The sequence below is a fragment of the Kutzneria sp. CA-103260 genome (assembly GCF_018263855.1).
Lineage (GTDB): Bacteria > Actinomycetota > Actinomycetes > Mycobacteriales > Pseudonocardiaceae > Kutzneria.
Genome location: NZ_CP073318.1, coordinates 10,090,212 through 10,111,396 on the forward strand (window position 1 = coordinate 10,090,212; position 21,185 = coordinate 10,111,396).

General features: G+C 70.4%; 24 protein-coding genes. 15 read left to right on the plus strand and 9 right to left on the minus strand.

What is annotated here, in order from left to right; genetic code table 11:
* Nucleotides 1-77: 77 nt before the first annotated feature.
* The gene (locus JJ691_RS53530) at nt 78-1,475 is read right to left on the minus strand and encodes a caspase, EACC1-associated type (protein WP_211765552.1); all 1,398 of its coding nucleotides are present in this window, start codon (nt 1,473-1,475) and stop codon (nt 78-80) included.
* A 174-nt stretch (nt 1,476-1,649) separates the two neighbouring features.
* Here JJ691_RS53530 and JJ691_RS45265 point away from each other — a divergent pair, with 174 nt between their 5' ends.
* From JJ691_RS45265 to JJ691_RS45275, 3 genes are all read left to right on the plus strand, one after another.
* Nucleotides 1,650-2,558: an ABC transporter ATP-binding protein gene (locus tag JJ691_RS45265; RefSeq protein ID WP_211765553.1), complete on the plus strand. Its 909-nt coding sequence runs from the start codon at nt 1,650-1,652 to the stop codon at nt 2,556-2,558.
* A gap of 34 nt (nt 2,559-2,592) precedes the next feature.
* Nucleotides 2,593-3,639, plus strand: a complete 1,047-nt coding sequence (locus JJ691_RS45270; protein ID WP_211765554.1) for an ABC transporter permease — start codon at nt 2,593-2,595, stop codon at nt 3,637-3,639.
* Nucleotides 3,640-3,827: 188 nt separating this feature from the next.
* Nucleotides 3,828-4,145 carry a DUF3817 domain-containing protein gene (locus JJ691_RS45275; RefSeq protein WP_211765555.1) on the plus strand — a complete coding sequence of 106 codons (318 nt, stop codon included), beginning with the start codon at nt 3,828-3,830 and terminating at the stop codon, nt 4,143-4,145.
* Nucleotides 4,146-4,164: 19 nt separating this feature from the next.
* On the opposite strand, the gene JJ691_RS45280 is transcribed toward JJ691_RS45275, so the two are convergent.
* Complete coding sequence (locus JJ691_RS45280) at nt 4,165-4,677, minus strand: hypothetical protein (RefSeq protein ID WP_211765556.1); 513 nt, start codon at nt 4,675-4,677, stop codon at nt 4,165-4,167.
* An 86-nt stretch (nt 4,678-4,763) separates the two neighbouring features.
* Nucleotides 4,764-5,267, minus strand: a complete 504-nt coding sequence (locus JJ691_RS45285) for a MarR family winged helix-turn-helix transcriptional regulator (protein ID WP_211765557.1) — start codon at nt 5,265-5,267, stop codon at nt 4,764-4,766.
* Nucleotides 5,268-5,366: 99 nt separating this feature from the next.
* On the opposite strand from JJ691_RS45285, the gene JJ691_RS45290 reads away from it, so the two are divergent.
* From JJ691_RS45290 to JJ691_RS45300, 3 genes are read left to right on the plus strand one after another with little or no spacing between them, the layout of a single operon-like run.
* On the plus strand, nt 5,367-5,663 hold the full coding sequence (locus JJ691_RS45290; RefSeq protein ID WP_211765558.1) for an MTH1187 family thiamine-binding protein: 297 nt from the start codon (nt 5,367-5,369) through the stop codon (nt 5,661-5,663).
* Nucleotides 5,660-6,529, plus strand: coding sequence for an SCO6745 family protein (locus JJ691_RS45295; RefSeq protein WP_211765559.1), 870 nt, complete (start codon nt 5,660-5,662; stop codon nt 6,527-6,529). Before JJ691_RS45290 ends, JJ691_RS45295 begins: the two co-directional genes overlap by 4 nt.
* 2 nt (nt 6,530-6,531) lie before the next feature.
* Nucleotides 6,532-6,882: a nuclear transport factor 2 family protein gene (locus tag JJ691_RS45300; protein ID WP_211765560.1), complete on the plus strand. Its 351-nt coding sequence runs from the start codon at nt 6,532-6,534 to the stop codon at nt 6,880-6,882.
* An 89-nt stretch (nt 6,883-6,971) separates the two neighbouring features.
* Here the strand turns inward: JJ691_RS45300 and JJ691_RS45305 are convergent, their stop codons facing one another.
* Complete coding sequence (locus tag JJ691_RS45305) at nt 6,972-8,294, minus strand: MFS transporter (RefSeq protein WP_211765561.1); 1,323 nt, start codon at nt 8,292-8,294, stop codon at nt 6,972-6,974.
* A gap of 98 nt (nt 8,295-8,392) precedes the next feature.
* Here JJ691_RS45305 and JJ691_RS45310 point away from each other — a divergent pair, with 98 nt between their 5' ends.
* Nucleotides 8,393-9,358, plus strand: a complete 966-nt coding sequence (locus JJ691_RS45310) for a tetratricopeptide repeat protein (RefSeq protein ID WP_249227443.1) — start codon at nt 8,393-8,395, stop codon at nt 9,356-9,358.
* Here JJ691_RS45310 and JJ691_RS45315 read toward each other — a convergent pair.
* Nucleotides 9,355-10,392, minus strand: a complete 1,038-nt coding sequence (locus JJ691_RS45315; protein WP_211765562.1) for a fibronectin type III domain-containing protein — start codon at nt 10,390-10,392, stop codon at nt 9,355-9,357. The two genes, JJ691_RS45310 and JJ691_RS45315, sit on opposite strands and share 4 nt — an antisense overlap.
* Before the next feature lie 175 nt (nt 10,393-10,567).
* Between JJ691_RS45315 and JJ691_RS45320 the strand changes: the two genes are divergently transcribed.
* The gene (locus tag JJ691_RS45320) at nt 10,568-11,743 is read left to right on the plus strand and encodes a sensor histidine kinase (protein ID WP_211765563.1); all 1,176 of its coding nucleotides are present in this window, start codon (nt 10,568-10,570) and stop codon (nt 11,741-11,743) included.
* Nucleotides 11,740-12,378, plus strand: coding sequence for a response regulator transcription factor (locus JJ691_RS45325; protein WP_211765564.1), 639 nt, complete (start codon nt 11,740-11,742; stop codon nt 12,376-12,378). Before JJ691_RS45320 ends, JJ691_RS45325 begins: the two co-directional genes overlap by 4 nt.
* Here JJ691_RS45325 and JJ691_RS45330 read toward each other — a convergent pair whose 3' ends face one another.
* Nucleotides 12,379-13,815 carry a neutral zinc metallopeptidase gene (locus JJ691_RS45330; RefSeq protein ID WP_211765565.1) on the minus strand — a complete coding sequence of 479 codons (1,437 nt, stop codon included), beginning with the start codon at nt 13,813-13,815 and terminating at the stop codon, nt 12,379-12,381.
* 235 nt (nt 13,816-14,050) lie between these two features.
* Between JJ691_RS45330 and JJ691_RS45335 the strand changes: the two genes are divergently transcribed.
* Nucleotides 14,051-14,704: a DUF6230 family protein gene (locus JJ691_RS45335; RefSeq protein ID WP_211765566.1), complete on the plus strand. Its 654-nt coding sequence runs from the start codon at nt 14,051-14,053 to the stop codon at nt 14,702-14,704.
* A 73-nt stretch (nt 14,705-14,777) separates the two neighbouring features.
* The gene (locus JJ691_RS45340) at nt 14,778-15,890 is read left to right on the plus strand and encodes a DUF6114 domain-containing protein (protein ID WP_211765567.1); all 1,113 of its coding nucleotides are present in this window, start codon (nt 14,778-14,780) and stop codon (nt 15,888-15,890) included.
* 106 nt (nt 15,891-15,996) lie between these two features.
* On the opposite strand, the gene JJ691_RS45345 is transcribed toward JJ691_RS45340, so the two are convergent.
* Nucleotides 15,997-16,449, minus strand: coding sequence for a VOC family protein (locus JJ691_RS45345; protein WP_211765568.1), 453 nt, complete (start codon nt 16,447-16,449; stop codon nt 15,997-15,999).
* A gap of 88 nt (nt 16,450-16,537) precedes the next feature.
* Between JJ691_RS45345 and JJ691_RS45350 the strand changes: the two genes are divergently transcribed.
* From JJ691_RS45350 to JJ691_RS45365, 4 genes are all read left to right on the plus strand, one after another.
* On the plus strand, nt 16,538-16,891 hold the full coding sequence (locus JJ691_RS45350; RefSeq protein WP_211765569.1) for an AQJ64_40280 family protein: 354 nt from the start codon (nt 16,538-16,540) through the stop codon (nt 16,889-16,891).
* Nucleotides 16,888-17,571: a helix-turn-helix transcriptional regulator gene (locus tag JJ691_RS45355; protein WP_249227444.1), complete on the plus strand. Its 684-nt coding sequence runs from the start codon at nt 16,888-16,890 to the stop codon at nt 17,569-17,571. The genes JJ691_RS45350 and JJ691_RS45355 overlap by 4 nt, the downstream gene beginning before the upstream one ends.
* A gap of 46 nt (nt 17,572-17,617) precedes the next feature.
* The gene (locus JJ691_RS45360; protein WP_211765570.1) at nt 17,618-18,097 is read left to right on the plus strand and encodes a hypothetical protein; all 480 of its coding nucleotides are present in this window, start codon (nt 17,618-17,620) and stop codon (nt 18,095-18,097) included.
* Between the two features lie 89 nt (nt 18,098-18,186).
* Nucleotides 18,187-19,341, plus strand: coding sequence for a copper resistance D family protein (locus JJ691_RS45365; RefSeq protein WP_211765571.1), 1,155 nt, complete (start codon nt 18,187-18,189; stop codon nt 19,339-19,341).
* 2 nt (nt 19,342-19,343) lie between these two features.
* Here JJ691_RS45365 and JJ691_RS45370 read toward each other — a convergent pair whose 3' ends face one another.
* Complete coding sequence (locus JJ691_RS45370; RefSeq protein WP_211765572.1) at nt 19,344-19,730, minus strand: VOC family protein; 387 nt, start codon at nt 19,728-19,730, stop codon at nt 19,344-19,346.
* A gap of 57 nt (nt 19,731-19,787) precedes the next feature.
* Nucleotides 19,788-21,170, minus strand: coding sequence for a neutral zinc metallopeptidase (locus tag JJ691_RS45375; RefSeq protein ID WP_249227445.1), 1,383 nt, complete (start codon nt 21,168-21,170; stop codon nt 19,788-19,790).
* Between the last annotated feature and the right edge of the window lie 15 nt (nt 21,171-21,185).

The following is a 21,185-nucleotide window of genomic DNA, read 5'->3' on the forward strand; positions in this document are numbered from 1 at the left end:
GCTCGCGAAGGACGTGGCGGCGGCTTCGTGAGTGACCGAGGCGGGTTGGTCTCCGGCAATCCGGCGACCAGCCCGCCTCACTGTCCTGTCGGAGGCGGCGTGCCTGGCCGGACCTCGACCAGTGTGCCGTCCGACAACAATTCCTTGACGGACTTGGGCAACAGATAAGCGGTGCCACCACCCGGCTGCCCGAACCACGGTATGGCCGCGCCGGTCAGGGCCTGCACGGGTTGTTCAAGCCGATACACGTGGTATGGCCGTGCCACCCACTCCGGCACCAGCGAGCGCTGCGGGAAAGGCGTGCCAGCGGCGTAAGTCAGGTTGCCGTCCGGTTGGCCGAATCGGTCCACCTCAATGCTCTGCGGCAGCTCGATAACCCGCTTGCCTCTGAACAACGTCAGCGGCGGATCGCCCCGAAGCGGCTGGATCGGCCAGTCGTCGGTGCTCATCACCTGAGAGTTCTGCCGCGGCTCATCCGGTTTCGGAGTCGCCGTTCGGGCAGCTGCGGATGGAGTACGGTTCAGGACATATCGTGCGAGCTGTGCCAGGTGCTGGTCGCCGTGACCAACCAATCGGGTCAACGTGTCCCGAGCGACCTTGTTGCCGTCGTCGGCCAGCTCGGCCAGATCCACGATGCCTGCCGCTCTGATTCGAGGGCTGGCGCTGCTCAGGCTCTGCCGGATATCCAGCGGCAGGCTCGGATCCAGCGGTAGGCCGCGATTGGATCGGGCGATGTGCAGGTCGCCGACCACCTGATCGTTGCGTGTCGGTGTCTGCTCGGGGGTGCTGCGCTTAACCTCGTCGTACACGTACTGGTAGAGCTCGCTGGCGTCGATGATGCCGTCGGAGTTGAGGTCGGCGGCTCCGGTGCGCAGACCTTGGACGATGGCGGCAGTGAACACGGAGGACCGGGTGGGGCCGGTGGCGCGGGGGTCGGCGTCGCCCTCGAATGAGTACTGGATGGCGGTGGACGCGGTCATCACGGCGCAACCGCGGCCCGAGTGCGCGGCCAGTTGGTCGACAACGTCAACGGTATCCCCCGATTTCGCCGACCGACCGGCGGGAAACGCCCCGGAGTAGCAGCAGTCCAACCAGAGCACGGTTTGTCGGGCCCGGCTGGAGTCGATCATCTCTCTGAGTTGGGTGGCGGCGAGTGCGGTGATGGCGATCGCGTCCCGTTCCGTGTCGGTGGTGGCCAGGTGCAGCCGTCCGGGCTCGTCCTTGATGCCGTGCCCGGACACGTAGCACAGCACTGTGTCGTCGCGGCCGGCTTCCCTGAACAGCCGGTGTACGCGCCGCTTCACCTCGTCGGCCGGCCGGTTGACCAGCGTCTCGACGGTGAAGCCGCCGATCTGCGGGTCGCTGAGCACCTCGGCCAGCGCAGTGCCGTCCGCCTGCGGCGCCCGCAAGGCTCGGAAGCTGACGTCGAGATAGGTGTCGGTCACGATGAGCAGCGCGACACGTCTGCCTGACATGGAACCTGCCGTTCGAATGGTCTACGTGCTGTCCTCAACCGATAGCGCATCGTGGGGTGCTGTCCCAGCTCTTCCTGGAGGGTGCACCCGATCGGTCTAATGGGGACCCTGACAAATCTCCGGTCTTGTGTGGAAAGCGCGCCGGGGCATCCCGGGGCACTTACCGTTCCGGCCATGAGCAAGGGGAGCACGATCGTCGCCGAGGGGCTGCGCAAGCGGTACGGCGACCTGTGGGCGGTCGACGGGGTGTCGTTCACCGTCGGCGAGGGGGAGTTCTTCGGGATTCTCGGTCCCAACGGGGCGGGCAAGACGACCACGCTGGAGATCATCGAGGGGCTGCGCAAGCCCGACGAGGGCAGCGTGCGGCTGTTCGGGGAGAACCCGTGGCCGCGCAACACGAAGCTGCTGCCGCGGATCGGGGTGCAGCTGCAGGCGTCGTCGTTCTTCGAGAAGCTGACGGCCCGCGAGCAGCTGGAGACGTTCGCCTCGCTGTACGGGGTGAGCACGGGCACGGCGGCGGACATGCTGGAGCTGGTCGGCCTGGCCGACAAGGCGAACACCCGGGAGAACAAGCTGTCGGGCGGGCAGCGGCAGCGGCTGTCGATCGCCTGCGCGCTGGCCCACGACCCGGACATCGTGTTCCTGGACGAGCCGACGGCGGCGCTGGACCCGCAGGCCCGGCGCAACCTGTGGGACGTGCTGCGGGCCATCCAGGAGCGCGGCAAGACGATCGTCTACACCACGCACTACCTGGACGAGGCGGAGATCCTCTGCGACCGCACGGCCATCATGGACAAGGGCAAGATCCTGGCCATGGACGCGCCGGCGACGCTGGTGCGCGGTCTGGACGCGCCGACCCACGTGATGATCGAGCGGGGCATCATTCCGTTGGCGGAGGCCAAAACTCTGGCCGGCGTGGATGAGGCCAGCGACGACGAGGTCTCGCTGCGACTGTCCACCCGGAACCCGGCCAAACTGCTGTCCACATTGGCCGAACGGGGCGCGCTGGAGGGACTTCAGGTCCGCGGGGCGACGCTGGAGGACGTGTTCCTTGAGCTGACCGGAAGGGAGTACCGGGCATGACCGCCGACATGCTCTTTACCGTGGAGGCGGCATCATGACAGCGTTCAAGAGCCTGTCGGTGGCCATGTTCAAGGGCTTCTTCCGTGAACGGGTGGCGCTGTTCTTCACCTTCCTGATGCCGCTGATGTTCCTGGTGATCTTCGGCCTGATCTTCGGCGGCGGCTCGTCCAACAAGACCAAGATCGACGTGGTCGGCGACGGCCCGGTGCTCACCGCGCTGGGCAGCACCGGCATCGTGGACTTCCAGCGGGTCGACTCGTTCGACCAGGGCGTTCAGGCCGTGAGGAACGGCGACGTGCCGGCGGCGATCTCCGTGCGGGGCAACGATGTCCAGCTCCGCTACGCGGCCAGCGACAGCGTGCAGGCCGGCACGGTGCAGGCGGTGATCCGCTCGGTCGTGGACGCCGTGAACGTGCGGGCCAGCGGCAAGCCGCCGGTGGTCAACCTGGACTCGCAGCAGGTGGAGGACTCCTCGCTGACCCCGATCCAGTACCTCACGCCGGGCATCCTGTCCTGGGGCCTGGCCACCTCGGCGATCTTCGGCTCGTCGCTGACCCTGGTGAACTGGCGCAAGAAGCAGGTGCTGCGGCGCATCCGGCTGGCCCCGGTCGGCACCGGCACGGTGATCTCGTCCCGGCTGCTGGTGACCATCGGAACCTCGGTGCTGCAGGCGATCCTGTTCGTCGCAGTGGCGATGACGCCGGTGTTCGGCCTGAAGCTGGCCGGCCAGTGGTGGCTGGCCCTGCCGCTGCTGATCCTGGGCTCGCTGTCGTTCTTCGCCATCGGCGGGCTGGTCGGCTCCATCGCCAAGTCCGAGGAGGCGGCGACCGGCATCACCAACGTGATCGTGCTGCCGATGGCCTTCCTGTCCGGCACGTTCTTCCCGCTGCAGAACGCCCCGCAGTGGCTGCAGACCGTCTCGGAAGTGCTGCCGCTACGGCATCTCAACGACGGCATGGTCGATGTTCTGGTGCGGGGCAAGGGAATCGAGGCGCTGGCCACGCCCTCGGCGGTGCTGGTCGCCTTCACCATCGTGGTGGGATTCGCGGCATCCCGAGTCTTCAGCTGGGAGGACAGTTAACATGGCGCGCGTTCCGCGCGCGGCTCGGTCGCGCTGAGCCGATGCCTTCGCCTTGGCCGGAAAAATCGCGGGCTGTTTGAGGCGAGGTCTGTCAGAGGGCGATTTTCCCGGCCCGCGGCTCCAGGCATCGGCGCGGCCTCGCAACCCCGCGTGGGGCGTGAGCCCGCTCACGCCCCACACTGGGTGCCATGTTCGAGACCCCATCCGGGCGGTTCCGCGCCGTGGCGGTGGCCGAGGCGATCTCCTGGGCCGGCCTGCTGATCGGCATGTTCTTCAAGTACGCCATGGGCAACGCCATCGGCGTGCACATCTTCGGCTCGGTGCACGGCGTGGTGTTCATCGCCTACGTGGTGCTGTCGCTGCTGGCCCGGCGGGCGCTGGGCTGGGACAACCGCACCACGGTGTGGGCCCTGGTGGCCAGTATCCCGCCGTTCGGCTCGGTGGTGTTCGAGCGCTGGGCCTCCCGCACCGGCCGGCTGGCCGAGCGGGCGGTCGCGATCAACTGACCCCAGCCGTCAACTGACCTCAGCCGACGAGCCGCGTGGCGGTGAAGCCGCCGCCGGTCTGCGGCGCGCCCACCGGCTTCTTGGTCACCTGGCCCTTGGGCAGCACGGTGAACGTGGCCGTCGCCTTGCCGGTCGAGGTCATGTTCGGGCCGTCAAGGCAGTCCACGCCGACCTTGTAGACGCCGGCCGGCACGTTCTGCACGGTGGCGTCGAAGCGCAGCACCTCGTCCTTGTCGCTGCTGCCGCTGAGCGTCGTGCCGTGCCGGGCGATGTCGAGCGCCGAGGTGGAGGGCAGCGACGGCGCCCAGCAGCGGACGTCGACGTGCACCGTGTCGCCGACACGGGCGGACTGCGGCGTCACCTTGATCCACAACGGGTTCTCGGCCGGCGCGGTCGTGGTCGTCGGCGCGGTGGTCGTGGTGCTGGCCGGCGCGGTGGTGGTGGCGGTGGTCGCCATTGCCGTCGGCGCCAGCAGGGCCCCCACGGCCCCGACCGCCACGACCGCGCCGACCAGCGTGCTCTTCTTCACCATGGTTTGTCCCCCGACAGGTAGTGAATTGCTTCTGTGCTAAGGAGACGTGGGCGGCATATGTGAGGTTGCCCCGCGAACCGGCGAAATCAGTCGCCGAAGTCGCCGGCGGCCTTGCGCACCTTGGCCAGCAGGTCGGTCAGCTGCTCGGTCTGCCGGTCGGTCAGCCCGCGCAGGCCGAGGTTGACCTCGACCACCGCCTTGGTCGCCGTCTCGCACAGCTCGCGGCCGGCCGCGCTGATCTCCACCAGGGTGGTGCGCCGGTCCGACGGGTGCGGGGTCCGCTTGACCAGACCGTCGGCCTCCAGTCGGTCCACGATGTTGGTGACGCTGGTCGGGTGCAGCTGCAGCCGTTCGCCCATCACCCGCATCGGCAGGCTGCCCCGTCGCGAGAACGTCAACAGCACCAATGCCTCGAACCGGGCGAAGGTCAGCCCGTGCGGCCGCAGCGCCGCGTCCACCGTGGACTGGAGGATCTGCTGCACCCGCATCACGCTGGTGACCGCTGCCATCGCCCCGGACGGGCCGACCCGCTCCTCCCAGGTGCCCGCGGCGCGGGCGATCGGGTCGAACGGCAACGGTTGGTTGGCCATGGCTGTCGACGCTAGCAGTTCGGGCGGCGGTGATCACGGCTTGTTGCCGGACCGCCGCGTTGCGGGTTGACTGACCGGCATCCATGACAGGGAGGGCCGATGCTGGTCGCGTTCAGTGTGTCGCCGCTCGGTGGCGAGTCCGACAGCGTCGCGGAGGCGGTCGCCGACGCCGTGCGGGTGGTCCGGGAGTCCGGGCTGCCCAACGAGACCACCAGCATGTTCACCACCATCGAAGGCGATGACTGGGACGAGCTGATGGACGTGGTCAAGCGGGCCGTGCGGGCCGTGCAGGCGCACGCGCCGAGGGTTTCGCTGGTGCTCAAGGCGGATATCCGCCCCGGACACACTGATCAGCTACACGCGAAGGTGGAACGGGTGGAGAGCTATCTGTCATGAGCGCGCGGCGGATGTGGAAGCTGTACGAGCCCTACCACGGCGTCACCTATTTCGCGCCGGAGGCGCGGGCCGCGACCGACGCGCTGGGCTGTCGCGGCGGCTGGATGGGCTACTTCGGGCTGCGGGCCGCCCCGCTCGGCCCGGTGTCGCCGGAGATCATCGCCGCCATCTTCTACAACTTCAAGCTGGAACGGGTCGCCCGGTCCATCCCGACCGCGTGGACCATCGCCACTCCTGAGCAGTTCCTGGAAGCCCGGCTGGCTGGTGTGGACGCCGGTCTGCGGGCGATCCTCGGGGACGACGTCCTGAGCGACGACATGATCGAGGCCTCGCAGCTGGCCCAGCGGGCCGCGCTCGCCACCCCGATCGGCGGCCGGCCGCTGGCCGCCGCCAACGTGGCGCTGCCGTGGCCTGACCCGCCGCATCTGGTGCTGTGGCACGCCACCACCATCCTGCGTGAGTCCCGTGGCGACGGCCATGTCTCCGCGCTGGTGGCCGCCGGCCTCGATCCCGTCGAGACGCTCGTCGCGTTCGCCGCTGACCGGGACACCGCCGACCAGGAGGGCTGGGAGCACTGGCGCGGCTGGAACCTCGACGACTGGGCCGCCGCCCAGCGCCGGCTGCGCGAACGTGGGCTGCTGGACAAGGAGAACCGCATCACCGCCGACGGCTCCCGCGCCCGGCACGACGTCGAGACCCGCACCGACGACGCCGCCGAGCTGCCGTGGCAGGTGCTCGGCAACGCCGGCACCGAGCGGCTGGCTGTGCTGATGACCGGTTTCCTGCGCCGGATCGTCGCCGCCGGCGTCGGCGTGATCAAGCCGCACCCGATGGCCCTGGACCTGGCCGCGATCGCGGAGGAGTGACCGTGGAGCGGCAGTTCGCCGAGAGGTTCGCGACCGAGTGGGTCGAGGCGTGGAACGCGCACGATCTCGACCGGCTCCTGGCGCATTTCGCCGACGACGTCGAGTGGAGCTCGCCGCTGGTGGCCTCGTTCACCGGCGACGAGTCCGGCGTCCTGCACGGCAAGCCGGCGCTGCGGGCGTACTACGCCGAGGGCCTGCGCCGGATCCCCGACCTCCATTTCGAGGTGCTCGGCGTGCGGGCCGGCGTGGCGGTGCTGGTGATCAACTATCGGAACCAGGCCGGCGGCGAGGTCAGCGAGGTGCTCCGCCTCCGCGACGGCCTGGTCGTCGAGGGCCACGGCACCTACGCCTGATGCTGAGTGAAAGGACCATTCCTGACGTTGGACGAGAGGAATGGTCCTTTCCAAGCACTCGGGGCTTGACACTGTGGGACTCGCGGGGTTCAGGGGGAGATTTCCTCCAGGGTGCGGCCGCGGGTCTCCTCGGACAGGAAGGCGGTGACGGCGGCGGCCAGCATGGCCACGCCGAGCACGAGGAACGCCGAGGGCAGGCCGAGGCCGGCGGCGAACGCCCCGACCACCAGCGGGCCGGCGATCACGCCCAGGCGGTTCCACACACCGCCGAGGCTGGCCCCGGCGGCACGCATGGGCGTGGGATAGAGCTCGGGGGCGTAGAGATACAGCCCGAGGTTGACGCCGAACACGAAGAGCGCGCCGACGGCCGACAACACCAGCAGCTCCAGGGCGGAGTTCGCGCCCAGCAGGGCCAGGACGCCGAAGGTCACCGCGGCCAGGGCGCTGCCGCCGGCCAGGCAGGCGCGCCGGCCGATGCGGTCGACCAGCAGGGCCACGGCCACGGCGCCGATCAGCCCGGCCACCGAGGTCGCCACGCTGTACGCCAGCGCCGTCGACACCGGTAAGTCGAAAGCACTGGTGTAGATGGTCGGCAGCCAGGTGGCGATGCCGTAGTTGGCGAAGTAGCTAAGCAGCCACAGCAGGCCGACGATCACGGTGCGCCGCAGGTAGCGGCGGCGCACCGAGGGGGCCCGGGTGATGGCCACGACCGGCGGCAGCGGCCGGCCAGTGGAGCGCTGCACGGCCCGTTCGATCCGCTCCATCACGCCCATGGCCCGCTCGCCCCGTCCGGAGGCGGCCAGCCAGCGCGGCGACTCGGGCACCCAGCGCAGGATCGGCCCGACCAACAGAGCGGGCAGCACCCCGATGCCGTACACCCAGCGCCAGCCGAGCGCCGGCACGACCCACGCGGCCACCACCGCCACCGCGGTCAGGCCGGCCGGGAACACCAGTTCGTACAGCAGCACGAAACGGCCACGCTGCTCGGACTGGGCCAGCTCGCCGATGTAGGTCGCGGCCGCCGGCACCTCGCCGCCGATGCCCAGTCCCTGCACGAAGCGCAGCGCCACGAAGGACACGTAGCCCGGCGAGATGGCCAGCCCCACGCAGGACAGGGCGGTCACCGCCAGCGAGATCACCACCACGTTGACCCGGCCGACCCGGTCGGCCAGCACCCCCGACACCAGCGCGCCGAGCAGCATGCCGACCGAGCCGCTGGTGATGGCCAGCGCCTGCTGACCGCCGCTCAGGCCCCACTCGGCGCTCAGCGACGGCAGCGTGTACGCGATGGCCAGCTGGTCGAAGCCCTCGAAGAAGGTGACCGCGCCGATCAGCCAGCGAACCCGCAGGTGCCAGGCGGAGGCGGGCAGCCGCTCCAACCGGGCGGGGACGTCCTCGCCACCGGCGACCATGGCCACCCCCTGTGTCCCGACCGGTCACAATGTGTGGACAGTGTCCTGTCAGCCGGACTCGTGGGCAACCGTCGCCCGGTTCGTGCCAGGATGGAACCGTGACAAGGCCAAATCCCCGCCAGAGCGCAGCTCTGTCCGCGGCGCTGTCCGGCGCCGTCGACCTGTCCGGTCTGAAGGCGAAGGCCGACGCGGTGAGCCGGCAGCCGGCCCCGTCCGCGGCCCCCGCCGGCGGCGGCGAACAGCCCGCCGGCGACTTCGTTTTCGCCGTCACCGAGGCCAGCTTCCAGACCGACGTGGTCGAGCGGTCCATGCAGGTCCCGGTGATCGTGGACCTGTGGGCCGAGTGGTGCGGGCCGTGCAAGCAGCTGTCCCCGGTGCTGGAGCGGCTGGCCCAGGCCGCCGGCGGCTCTTGGGTGCTGGCCACCGTCGACGTGGACACCAACCCGCGCATCGCTCAGCTGTTCGGCGTGCAGTCCATCCCGACCATCGTGGCCATCGCGGGCGGCCAGCCGATCGACGCCTTCGCCGGCGCGCTGCCCGAGCCGGAGATCCGCAAGTGGCTGGACTCCCTGCTGGACGCGCTGCGCGACAAGCTGCCCGGCATCCGGGTGGCCGAGCAGGGCGCCACCGCCGGCGAGCCGTACGAGGAGCCCGAGGACCCGCGGTTCACCGCTGCCGAGGACGCCTTCGAGCAGGGTGACTACGACGCCGCCGAGGCCGCTTACCAGGAGATCCTCGACGCCGAGCCGGCCAACGCCGACGCCAAGGCCGCGCTGGCCCAGGTCCGCTTCACCGCCCGGGCCGAGGCCGCCGACCCGTCCTCGGTGGCCGCCGCCGACAGCGACCCGGACAACGTCGAGGCCCAGCTGACCGCCGCCGACGCGCAGATCGCCGCCAACCAGGTGGAGGCCGCTTTCACCCGACTGGTGGACACCGTGCGCCGCACCTTCGGCGAGGACCGGGACCGGGTGCGCCAGCACCTGGTCGGCCTGTTCGAGCTGTTCCCGAGCGACGACCCCCGGGTCGCCGCCGCCCGCCGCAACCTGGCCAGCGCCCTGTTCTAACGGGTGGTGGTCACGGCCACCGAGTTGGAGTTCCGGGTGCAGGTCGACCGGGCCAGGAAGTGCTTCTGACAGGCCTGCACCCGGAAGCCGTAGGTCACGCCGGGCACTGGGTCAGGCAGGACGAAGTGCGGGGCCGCCGTCTCGTAGCTGGTGGTGCCGCGCTGGCCGATCACCCAGTAGCTGACGTTGAACGCGTCGGCCCTGGTCGGGTATCGCCAGGTCAGCTGGATGGTCCCGTCGGGCTGCTGGCTCGCGCTCGTGATGCACGGCCGGCTCGGATCCGTGCAGGCTTCGGGCTTGGCCACCGGCTGGTACCGGCCGGGTTCGACGTCCGGCGGCTGGTCGGGGCGTTCCAGAATGTATCCCCGGGCGAAGTTGATGTAGGTGGCGTCGCCGTCCAGCCGGTCGGAGTCCACCGGCTGGCCGAGCGTGTCGTGGTACCGCAGCCAGGCGTCGCGCATGGCCGGAGGCATCGAGATGTCCGCGCCGAGAACCGGGAACCAGTACAGGTAGGTGCCGTTGGCCTCCTTGATCCAGGCGGTGCCGTCCTTCTCGGTGACGGGGTAGTCCATGGCACACAGGCCGACGCCGGCGGCGGCGACCCCGCTGTTCTTGGCCATCGCGTAGAAGCGGGGGTCGGTCGGCTGGATCCGGCAGTTCACGTCGTCGGCGGTCGTCACGGCGGCGGACTGCAGGAACAGCGCCAGGGCGGCGACGGCCAGCAGGACCGCCACGGTCAGTTGCAACTTGCGTATCACCACCGACTCCGGCCGGGCGTGCTCGCCGGCCGGCCCGGCGATCACCCGGGCCCATCGGGTCTGCCGCCAAGTGATCACCGCCGTCACGGCGAACGCCAACAGCACCGTGAACAGCACGGCCACGGTGGCGTCGCGGATCTCGGTCAGCAGGCCGGTCTCCGCGATGACCACCACCAGCAGCGCGGCGCCGGCCGCCGCGGCCGCCCGGGCGGCCCGCCACCACCAGGGCGCGAGCAGGACCTGCATCGCCCAGGCGCGACCGACTTCGTCGCCCAAACCGGTTCCGCCGTACCTGGCCCGCCCCAGCACGTCCCGGCGGCCACGAAATCCGAGTTGCCACCAAGCAACCTGGACGCCGACTATGTCGGTAAGTTCCCCCGTCCTCACGTGTATCCACGGTAGGGCTCGATGCTCCAGAGTAGGTAGGAAAACCGGCGATGGGGGTCGTCGCATGGCCGACGGTGGCGTGACGCGGGCCCACCCCGCGCCGATGCTGCTGATTCTCAGTTTCCGGTGGCTCACCGTCGGGTGGACCGCCGTCGTCGCGCTGCTCAGCGGGCAGGTGCTGGAGCAGCGGGTCGCGCTGGCCGTGCTGACCCTGGGCGCGATGCTGGGCTGGACCGCCTGGCTGACCGTGGCCGCCGTGCGCCGCACCGACCGCGTGCTGGCCGTGGACCTGCTGCTGGCGATCCTGGTGCTGCTGGTCTCCGGCTGGATCGGGCCGCAGGGCCAGCTGCTGACCGATCACCCCACCTTCGCCGGGGCCTATCCGATGGCCGCGATCGCCGCCTGGGCCACCGTCCACGGCGTGCGGGGCGGCGTGTTCGCCGGCGTCGCCGTCGCGTTGTGCCTGCCGGTGAGCTACTACCTCAACGGCTCCTCGCTGTTCGACGCCGGCTTCCTGGACCAGCTGAGCCTGGTCGGCAGCGCGCTGGCCTACGTCGTGCTCGGCGGCGCGGTCGGCATCGCCACCAGCCAGTTCGAGCGGGTCTCGCTGCGGCTGGCCGAGGGCCGGGCCGTGGTGGCCGGCCTGCGGGAACGGGAGCGGATCGCCGCCCACATCCACGACGACGTGCTGCAGCGCCTCGGCCAGATCCGCAAGCTCGGCGGCGACCTCGCCGACCGCGGCAACGTCACCCGGGCCGAGCTGCGGGGCCTGATGGCCGACGTGGGCCGGCAGGAGGCCAGCCTGCGCCGGCTGGTGCTGGCCGAGCAGGACAGCACTCCGGCCGGTGCCCGGTCCCTGGTCGAGGCCATCGCCGAGGTGGCCGGCGGCTACCACCAGTGGCCGGTCCGGCTGGTCGACAGCGGCCACATCTCGGTGCCGGCCGAGGTCGCCACCGAGCTGGCGGCCGCGGTCAACGAACTGCTCGGCAACGTGGTCAAGCACGCCTCGGCCGAGCACGTCTGGATCTCGGTGCTGGACGACGGCGCCGTCATCACGGTCGACGTGCGGGACGACGGCGTCGGCTTCGAGTACCACGAGTCCGACCTGACCGCCTCCGGCCGGCTCGGGCTCTCGGTCAGCGTCCGCGCCCGGCTGGAGCGGCTGGGCGGCAGCGTCACCATCCGGAGCCGCCCCGGTCGGGGGACCGAGGTGCGGCTGGAACTGAGGAGTGGACCGTGACAACAGCACCGATGACCTCGACCGTTCGTGTCCTCGTGGTCGAGGACCACCCCGTGACCAGGGCCGGCATCCGGGCCAGCCTGGACCAGCACCCCGGCCTGACCGTGGTCGGCGAGGCCGACAACCAGGCCATGGCCTGCCGCGTGCTCGACGTGGAACTCGTCCACGTGGTGCTGGTGGACCTGCGACTAGGCGACGAACAGGGCATGGACCTGATCGAGCATCTGGCCCGCGTCCGACCCCAGGCCAGAGTGCTCGTGCTGTCCCAGGCCTCACCGGGCGAGGTGCTGGCCGCGCTGAAGGCCGGCGCGCACGGCTACGTGAGCAAATCGGCGACCACCGCCGAGCTCACCGCCGCGGTGCTGGCCGTGCTGGACGGCCCGGTGCTGCCGCCCGAGCTCGCCGCCCGGCTGGTCGGCGAGTTCCAGCACCGCTCGGCGCTGACCAGCCGGGAGCGCGAGGTGCTGGGCTGCCTGGCCCGCGGCTACGACAACCGGGAGATCGCCGAGGAGCTCGGCGTCGCCGTCCGCACCGTCAACCGGCACCTAGAGAACATCCGGGAGAAGCTGGGCAGCCGGCGGCGCTCGGAGCTGATCCGGCTGGCCCGCGAGTGGGACTGGAACGCCTCGGCCTGATCAGTTCCCGAACTGCTGCGTGCAGGTGCCGGCGCCCTGGAGGAAACCGATCCGGAACGCCTCCACCCGGGCGAAGCCCGACGCGGCCGGCTTCCCGTTGACGTCGGCCGCGATCAGGCTGTTCGGGGCCAGCAGCTCGGCCACCGCCTCGTCCAGGTCGCCGGCGCTGAGCACCAGCTGGTCGGTCTCCTTTTTCATGGATGCGCCCCAGGAGCCGACCAGGCAGGCGGTGCGCAGGCCGGTGTTGGCGTCGTCCAGCGGCAGGTTGGCCGCCTTCTGCACGGACAGCACGTATCGGCTGGCCACCTCGCCGAAGGCGGCGAAGTCGCCGATGCCGCCGCCCTTCTTGGTGGGCGTGCCGATCACCTTCAGCTTGGCCACGTCCATCGAGACGGTGTCGGTGGCCGGGCAGTAGGCGGTCGGCGAGGTGGTCTTGGCGTCGGCGCACGTGGCCAGCGGGGTCACCAGCTTCGGCGGCGCCGCCTTGGCGAACACGTCGCCCAGGGCCTTGGCCACGATCTGGAGGTTGGCCACGGTGATCGGCACGTTGCCGTTCTGGCTGGCGTCCTCGTCGTTGCGGAAGGCCGTCTCGGTGATCCGGCTGTTGATCTCGTTGACGTCGATCTGGGCGCAGCGCTTGGGGCCGTCGGTGAAGCCGGTCTGGAAGGCGAAGACCCGGTCGAAGGCGTTGCCGTGGGCCGACTTGCCCTTGAAGGAGCTGCCCGGGTCGTCGCGCACGAAGAAGGTGGTGGCCAACACCTTGTTCAGGCCGTCGCCGGTGGACATCTGGAAATGCTTTGCCTTGCCCTCGGCGACGGAGCGCATGAAGGAACCGGCATAACAATCCGCTTGTTGCTCAAGGACAATGCTGGGCGTCGCGTTGTTCACGCCGGACAACGGGCCCAGCTGGGTCTGGATCGCGTGGCCCATCTCGTGGGCCAGCACCATCGTCACCGCCAGCGGGCCGAAGTTCTGCACCAGCGTCGGCAGCAGTTCGCCGCGATCCCAGGACACGCTGTTGTCCAGGTTGCAGTAGAAGGCGTTGACCACGCCCGCCGTGTTCTCCCGGCCCGCGCAGACCCGCACGTTGGCGCCGTCGGAGTCGTAGGAGGTGAGCGTGGCGGCCGGCTGGAACTGGCGCCCGAACACCTTGGGCAGCTGGTCGGTCCAGTAGTCGTCCACGTCGGAGATGGTGTTGACCGCCAACCGGTCCATCTCACCGTGGTCGGTGTTGACCACCGGCAGCGTCGCGTCCGGCACGCCCGGGCGCGGGCCCGACTGGCCGGTGTTGACCGGCATTCCGCCGGCCGAGCCGGGATCCAGCTGCCCCAGCGGGGACGCCGTGCCGGCCACCTTCGCCGAGCAGTTGCTCAGCAGCGCGATCGCGGCCACCAAAGCGAAAACCGTCGACCCGAGACGTCGACCTGCCGTGCTCATTCCCGTGTTTCCCCTTGCCGCCTTTTGCTTCGCCGCGAGCACCCTACTGGCGTAGTGGCCCGTCTGTCCGGCGGTTGGCGACGCGTTTCAGCCGTGATCGGAACGTGAAAATATCTCACTCTGGGGGGTGAATTCTGCTCCAGCGGGCACCGATCGCTTGTGCTGGCCACTGTAGCGCGTGAGTCTCGTCACGAAGTTACCGACGGGTACTTCGCCTGTTGGAAGGGAGAAAGCCATGCGCGAAGCCGACGACGTCGAGTTCGGCGACGAGGTCGAACCCGCGGTCGAGCCCGTCCGGGGCCGCACCCGGTGGCTGCGCTTCGCCGGCACGTTCGCGGTGGGCGGCGTGCTGGCCGGTGGCCTGCTCGTCGGTGTGTCCCAGGGCGCGTTCGCCGCGTCGTTCGCGGTGTCCGGCAGCAGCTTCGAGGTGACCTCGAGCCACCTCGACGGCACCGGATTCGTCCAGTTCGGCGGGGTCGCGGCCAGCCCGAACGCGCTGCACCCGGTGGCGGAGAACGCCTTCAAGAGCGCCGATCTGGACAACTTCTGCCAGTCGGTGTTCATGCCGAACATGCCCATCCTCGGCGACCTCACGCTGCGGATCACGGCCGACGGCGGCAAGGGCATGCACGCCGAGAACATGCTCGTCGACGTCGCGCAGGTGGACGGCGACTTCACGCTGACCAACCCCGAGATCGGCGTGGACGCCAGCCAGGTCAGCGGCGGTCCGATCGGCGTGCAGGGCCGGCCGGGCGACTTCGGCATGCAGGCCAGCCACATCACGATCGACAACCTGAAGCAGGTTGCCTGGGGCACCTCGGCGCAGACCATCGCCTTCAAGGGCATGAGCCTGCGTATCGCCTCCGGCAACAACCAGTGCATCAAGTAGTTCGATCACCTGCGACTGCGGCAGCACTGTCCCCCGGGTGCTGCCGCAGTCGTGCTTGGAAGGGAGTTCGCACGTGGCCGGTTCCGTAGTCGGCAGGGCGTGGCGCGCGTTCGGCCGATGGCGGCGCAGCCGTCCGTTCTGGGCAGGCCTGTTCCTGCTGCTGTCCGGACTGATCATCATCTTCCCGCCGTTCGCCTCGTTCCAGCTCGGCGCCATGGCGCTGTCCATCCAGACCGTCGGCGGCCTGTCCGGCGCGTTGATCGGCACCCTGCTGGTGGTCTGCGCGCTGAGCATGTGGCTGCGCCCGCAGTTCCGGCTGGCCGCCGGCATCGCGGCGCTGATCCTGGCGCTGGTCGCCCTGGTCACCACCAATCTCGGCGGCTTCATCGCTGGCACGCTGCTCGGCATGATCGGCTCCGCCCTGGCGATGGCGTGGACCCCCAAGGTCCGCAAGCGCAAGGCCGCCAAGGCCGTGCCGCCCGCCGCCGTCGCCCTCGTGCTGCTCGCCGCCCTGACCGTGCACGGCGTCGGCGCGCCCACCCCTGCCCTCGCCGACCCGTCGCCGGCCACGACCTCGGTGACCACGCCGTCCGCCCCGGCCACCAGCACCACGACCACCGTCGCGCCCACCTCGACCACGTCGCCGTCGTCGTCGAGCAGCGCGACGGCCACCAGCACCACCACCGGCTCCACCTCGGCGACGACCAGCACCACCACCGTCACCCCGTCCCCGCCCGCCCTGCCGGCGGGGACGCGGGTGTGGACGCTGGCATCGCCCTCCATCAAGATGGCCGGCCTCAAGTACCTCGGCGTCGTCAGCACGACCGTCGGCGCCAAGACCATCAAGGTCCTCAAGTTCACCGCCACCGAGGTGGACATCAAGAACCTCGTGCAGACCGCCGACAACGGCGGCGGCCACAAGATCGTCACCACCGCCGCCCCCGGCAGCACCTCCACCCTCACCACCTCCGGCGGCGGCGTGGTCACCATGCTCACCGCCGAGATCAAGGGCACCGCCGTCGTCAACCTCGGCCCGATCCCGATCCGGCTGCCCATCGACTACACCGCCACCAGCCCGCCGCTGATCACGCCGTCCGAGGTCACCTTCGAGAACGTCACCGTGACCAACGTCGACCAGTCCGGCGGCGTCCTCACCATCCCCGGCGCCAAGATCGTGGCGACCTGAGCGGGGTTTCTGTTGGCGTGTAGCGGGTTGTGCCAACCGGCTGGCTGAGCCAAAGGCTTTCCCCCGGCGGCACGCGAGCATCGCTCAGCCTGTTTGGCCCATCAGGTCACAGCTCGTCGAGATCGAGCACCGGCATCGGAGTCGCACCTGGAGCCCAGGTGGCGAGAAATCCCTCCTGTGCCGTGACATCGACCAACTCGACTCGCGCGCCGATGCTGTCCAGGCGGTGGTAGGTGAACGAACGGCCGTAGGGGCACGAGTCGAACTCGACCGGCGCGCCCCGGGTCGCCAGGAGCTGCTTGTCCCGCGTGACGTCCCCGGACCAGTAGCCGATGTGGTCGAAGCGCGAACCCTCGGCCGCGTCCCACGGACTGCCGGCATCGCCCTGGATCACCTCGAAGAACGGCGGTCCTTCGACGGAGAACACGATGCTGTAGTTCCAGTCCCCGAGCGTGCCGGACCGGACCGGACTCCAGGTCACGCCCAGCGTGCGCGTGAGATCCGCGGTCGCCCGCTCGATGTCCCGCACGACGAAGCAGAGGTGGTAGTAGCGGTTCACTGCCTCTGTCTACCAACTCCGTCGACGTGGACGGCCTGAAACTGTCAGACCGCGGTGGCATGCTGGCCTTCGACGAGGAGGAGCGGGCATGGACGTGGTGGTGGAGTGGGTGGACGTGCGCGACGGGCTGCCGGGGGACGGCATGCCGGTGGCGGGGGCGACGTCGGGGACCTACCCGCCCGAGGACGGAACCGGGCCTGGCGAGGACTTCTGGATCGTGCTGCCGATGCGTTTCGCCAGGCACTACGTCAGCGAGGACGGGACGGAGCACCGCGACTGCTTCGTGGACTCGGACGGCGTCGTCCGGCTGCCCTACGGCCGTCCCAGTGACGAGCAGGTCACCCACTGGGCGGCATTGCCGTCCCTGCCGGGGATGGGCGTGCGCCTCGTGTTGGGTGAGGACGCGCGGAAGGCTTGGGGCAAGGCAACTTCGCGGGAGTGACGGTGGTGTATCGGGAATGGGCAACGGGTCTGGCCGGGGCGGTGGCGTGGAGTCGGGTGGTGGACGAGCCGCAGACGCACCGCATCCTGCCCGACGGCTGCCTGGACCTGATCTGGTCCGACGGCCACCTGCTGGTCGCCGGACCCGACACCGTCGCGCAGGAGATGACCAGCCCGGCCGGCCGGGTCTACGCGGGGCTGAGGTTCATGCCGGGCACCGGGCCGTCGGTGTTCGGCGTGCCGGCCCACGAGCTGCGGGACAGCCGGGTCCGGCTGGACCACATCTGGCCGCAGCGTTTGGTTGACGGCCTGACGGCCCGGGTTTCCGGGGCGTCCGACCGTACGGCGGCGCTGCTCGACATCGCCCGGCCGCGTATCGAGGTCGACCCGATCACCGCCGCGGTGGTCGCCGGACTCCGCGCCGGGCGCGCGATTTCCGTTGTGGCGCATGAGGTCGGCCTCAGCGAGCGGCAGCTGCTGCGAAGGAGCCTGGCCGCCTTCGGCTACGGACCCAAGACGCTGGCCCGGGTGCTGCGGATGGAACACGCGCTGGCGCTGGCCACCGGCGGCATGCCGCCCGCCGAGGTGGCCGCCAACGCCGGCTACGCCGACCAGGCCCACTTGTCACGAGAGGTGAAGGCGCTGGCCGGCGTGTCCCTCACGCGGATGCGAGCGTCCTGACACAGCACCAGCCGGTGGCCGACAGCTACCCGACATGGAGACAACCATGGCCGACTCGGCCGATCCGTTCGACTTCGGCCCGTCAGACTTCGGCATCCGAATCGCGTCCGACGAGGTGCTCACCCGACGGGACGAACTCGCGGACCGCGTCTGTGCCGAGCTGAGGCGGGCCGGGTTGCCGGCGCGGCGACATTCCGCTGATGACGAGCAGGTCGCCGGTGCCGAGGTTGCCGTGGACCGGGCGGAGGAGACGGACGGCGGCGGCGTGTTCGTGCAATGGTGCCCCGATCAAAGCCTGGTCAGGGCCGCGTTGGGACTGCCGGTGGGGGACGTGGACGAGCAGGCCCTCAACGCCGCGGCGATGACCCTGCCGCATCGGGCGAACGATCCCAGCCTGATCCACTCCGGTGCGGTGAAGCGACACATGCAGGCGGCGATCATCGGAATCCTGTGCTCGGCGGGACTGCGCGCCTACGACCCGGAGAACGAGTACGGCCCCTACTTGGTCCAGGTCGACGTGCGGTGACGGCCGGGGCAGCCCGACGGAGTCGGTGCTGGGTGATGGCCGGCCGGCACTTGCGCCAGTGATTTAGCTAAGCCTAACCTAACCGGCTTGTGACCCTTCTTGTGATGGCGGCGGCCCCGGCCGAGGCGGCGATGCCGGCCTGGTGGCGGGTGGTCAGCGAGGTGGCGTACTTCGCCGCGCTGGCGGCGGTGATCGGCGGGGCGCTGGTGTACCTGGCGGTGGTTCGCCCGGTGCTGAGGTCCGATGTGGATGTCGCTGACCGAGGGGCGGCGCACCGGGCGACGGTGCGATTACTGGCCTGGTGCGGACCGTTGCTGCTGGTGGCGGCCTACCTCCAGCTGGCGGGCCGGGTGGCCCGAGGCGTCAAGGGGGTGACGTTCGGCGAGGCGTTGGCCCCGAGCCGGATCTGGTCGTTCCTCACCGTGCCGGGCCCACACGGGGCCTGGGTGTCGTCGGGGACGCTCACCCTGATCCAGAACATCTGCTACGCGCTGGCGGCGATCGCGCTGCTCACGTTGTTCGTCTGGGATCGGCCGACCCTGGTCACGGCCACGGTGCTCCCGCTGGCGGTGCTCGGGACGGTGGTGCTGGCGCTGCCGACGACCTGGGCGGGGCAGACCGTCGACACGCAGCTGAACAGCTGGCTCACGCAGGTCCACATCCTCGGCGCCTGCGCCTGGCTCGGCGGCCTGTTCGGGCTGGCGGTGGTGGGTCGCGCCCGAGGGTTCGGCGAGCGGGCCGGGCTGTGCTGGGCGCGGATGTGGCAGCGGTTCAGTTCGGTGGCCCTGGTCTCGGTCGGCGCGGTGGTGGCCTCCGGCGTCTGGCTCGCCTGGCGGCACGTGGGCACGGTCGGCCAGCTGTTCACCACCACCTATGGCCGGTTCCTGCTGGTGAAGCTGATCATCGTGGCCGCCATGGTCGCGGCCGGCGCCTACAACCAGCTCGCGCTCACGCCGCGTATCGCCCGGGCCCATGCCGAGGGGGATCTCGGCCGGGGCTTTGCCTTGACACTGCGGCATTTCCCGACGGTCGTGGCCGTGGAGACGGTGTTGGGCCTGGCCGTGCTGACCATCGTGCCGTTCCTGACGGGCTCGGCCCGCACCCAGGCCGGCGGCCCGCCCGCGCCGGCGGTGGACGGCGGCGTCCTCGCCCTCGGCGCGTTGCTGGTGGTGACGCTCGTGGCTTCGCTCTACGCCAGCTACCGAGTGTCCACCCTGCTCACGAGGCGGGCGCAGACCACCTGACCTCAACCCTCCAACGGGCAGAACAGGTCCACGCCGGTGCCGTCGGGGTCGTGGAGGACGGCGTAGCGCTGGCCCCAGAAGGCGTCCCACGGCTCCTTGTGACCGAAGTCGGCCAGCTCGCGGTAGAGGCGGTCGACGTCGGACGGGGTGGGGCAGCGGAAGGCGAGGCCGGCCCGGGGAGAGCCGGTGGGCGGGGCCCAGGTGGGGTCGAAGGAGCGCACGGTGTCGACGGTGTCCCACATGATCTGCAGGCCGCCGGGAAGCGAAGCGGCGACGTGGGGCTCGGAGTCGGCGGAGGCGGGGATGTCCAGACCGAGCCGGCGGTAGAAGGCGAGGGTCTTGGCCATGTCGTCGACGACCAGACCGATGACGGCGAACTGAGGTGTCATGCCGAGGACGTTAGGCAACAGCAACGGGACCGGTCTTGATGAAAACGGACACGGAAGTCAGACGCCGCAGGCCTTGGTGCCGGTGGTGAAGCCGGAGCGGAAGGCCAGGACGCGGTCGAAGCCGATGGGGATGCCGGTGCCGGCGGTGCCGCGGGAGCCGTAGTCGTACGACAGGAGCACGCCGACGGCCTTGTCGAGGTCGCCGGGGGAGAGCTGGAGACCGGGCCGCCGGCCGGTGAGGACCGACGAGGTGTAGGCGCCGGCGAGGCAGACGGCGGCCTTGCCGGCGGCGGGGGTGTCGACGGGCTGCCCGAGGGAGGACAGGGCGGCCAACGCGTAGCGGGTGGCGATGAGGGTGCCGGCGGCGTAGTCGCCGATGTTGGACACCAGGGTGGCCAGGGTGCCCTTGGTGGCCAGGAGCACGGTCTTGGTGGCCGGACAGTAGGCCACGGGCCCCTGATCCCCACCGGGGCAGGAGGCGGCGTTGTCGGTTTGGGTGAGCTTGGGCTGGGACCACTTGGGACCGAAGAGCTGGCCGAAGTAGGTGTTGAGGTCGGGGACGAGGGAGTTGACGAGTTCGGGCAGCGGGAGGTTGCCGCCGCGCTGCTTGTCGCCGAGGTTGCTGAAGGCCCGCTGGGTGAACTGCCGGTTGTCGACGGTCATGCCGGCGCACAGCTTGGGCCCCTGCTGGTAGCCGTCCTGGAAGGCGGACACGCGGTCGAAGGCGTCGCCGTGCGCGCCCTCGTCGTCGGCGCCGGTGCCGACGGGGTCGCGGAAGGTGGCCAGCGCGGCGATGGCCTTGTCCAGTTGCTTGGCGTTGATCCGCAGGTCCGGGGCCTTGCCGTCGACGACGGACCGGACGAAGGCGCCGGAGTAGCAGTCGGCCATGGTCTCGATGAGGATCGTCGGATACCGGTCGGGATCGGCCCGTTCCATGTCGGGGGTGGGCGCGGTCCGGTTCTGCACGGCATGGCCCATCTCGTGGGCCAGCACGACAACCACGGCGGCGTCGCCGAACTGGTCGCGCAGCACGGGCAGCAGCGCGGACCGGTCCCAGGCCACGGAATCCTTGGCGGGACAGTAGAAGGCGTTGCCCTCGATGTCGGACGCGTTGTCGGCGCACGGCGGGGCCTTGCCCTTGTCGGAGGTGGTGTCGACGGAGTAGACGCCGCCGGTGACGTCCCGCCACTGCTTGGTGAACACAGCGGGGAAGTTCTGTTTCCAGAACGCCTGCACGTCGGTGATGGTGGAGGCGGCGATCCGGTCGGTGGTGCCGTTGTCGGTGCCCTGCACGAAGGTCGGGGCCACGCCGTCGCCGACGAGCACGGGGTCGGCGGTCTCGGGTTCGGCGACGCCGGCCACGCTGGTGCAGCCGGCCACCGCGAGCACGGCCAGCAGGGCGGCGAGCACGCCGCCGGACCGCCGAACAGATCCACGCACTCGCCCAGTCTGCCC

Excerpts from the sequence above, each read along its gene's own strand:
- JJ691_RS53530 (WP_211765552.1), bottom strand. The coding sequence starts at position 1,475 with ATGTCAGGCAGACGTGTCGCGCTGCTCATCGTGACCGACACCTATCTC.
- JJ691_RS45360 (WP_211765570.1), top strand. The coding sequence starts at position 17,618 with ATGGCCGACTCGGCCGATCCGTTCGACTTCGGCCCGTCAGACTTCGGC.
- JJ691_RS45290 (WP_211765558.1), top strand. The coding sequence starts at position 5,367 with ATGCTGGTCGCGTTCAGTGTGTCGCCGCTCGGTGGCGAGTCCGACAGC.
- JJ691_RS45320 (WP_211765563.1), top strand. The coding sequence starts at position 10,568 with ATGGCCGACGGTGGCGTGACGCGGGCCCACCCCGCGCCGATGCTGCTG.
- JJ691_RS45275 (WP_211765555.1), top strand. The coding sequence starts at position 3,828 with ATGTTCGAGACCCCATCCGGGCGGTTCCGCGCCGTGGCGGTGGCCGAG.
- JJ691_RS45270 (WP_211765554.1), top strand. The coding sequence starts at position 2,593 with ATGACAGCGTTCAAGAGCCTGTCGGTGGCCATGTTCAAGGGCTTCTTC.
- JJ691_RS45370 (WP_211765572.1), bottom strand. The coding sequence starts at position 19,730 with ATGACACCTCAGTTCGCCGTCATCGGTCTGGTCGTCGACGACATGGCC.
- JJ691_RS45305 (WP_211765561.1), bottom strand. The coding sequence starts at position 8,294 with ATGGTCGCCGGTGGCGAGGACGTCCCCGCCCGGTTGGAGCGGCTGCCC.
- JJ691_RS45265 (WP_211765553.1), top strand. The coding sequence starts at position 1,650 with ATGAGCAAGGGGAGCACGATCGTCGCCGAGGGGCTGCGCAAGCGGTAC.
- JJ691_RS45285 (WP_211765557.1), bottom strand. The coding sequence starts at position 5,267 with ATGGCCAACCAACCGTTGCCGTTCGACCCGATCGCCCGCGCCGCGGGC.
- JJ691_RS45295 (WP_211765559.1), top strand. The coding sequence starts at position 5,660 with ATGAGCGCGCGGCGGATGTGGAAGCTGTACGAGCCCTACCACGGCGTC.
- JJ691_RS45280 (WP_211765556.1), bottom strand. The coding sequence starts at position 4,677 with ATGGTGAAGAAGAGCACGCTGGTCGGCGCGGTCGTGGCGGTCGGGGCC.
- JJ691_RS45330 (WP_211765565.1), bottom strand. The coding sequence starts at position 13,815 with ATGAGCACGGCAGGTCGACGTCTCGGGTCGACGGTTTTCGCTTTGGTG.
- JJ691_RS45350 (WP_211765569.1), top strand. The coding sequence starts at position 16,538 with ATGGACGTGGTGGTGGAGTGGGTGGACGTGCGCGACGGGCTGCCGGGG.
- JJ691_RS45335 (WP_211765566.1), top strand. The coding sequence starts at position 14,051 with ATGCGCGAAGCCGACGACGTCGAGTTCGGCGACGAGGTCGAACCCGCG.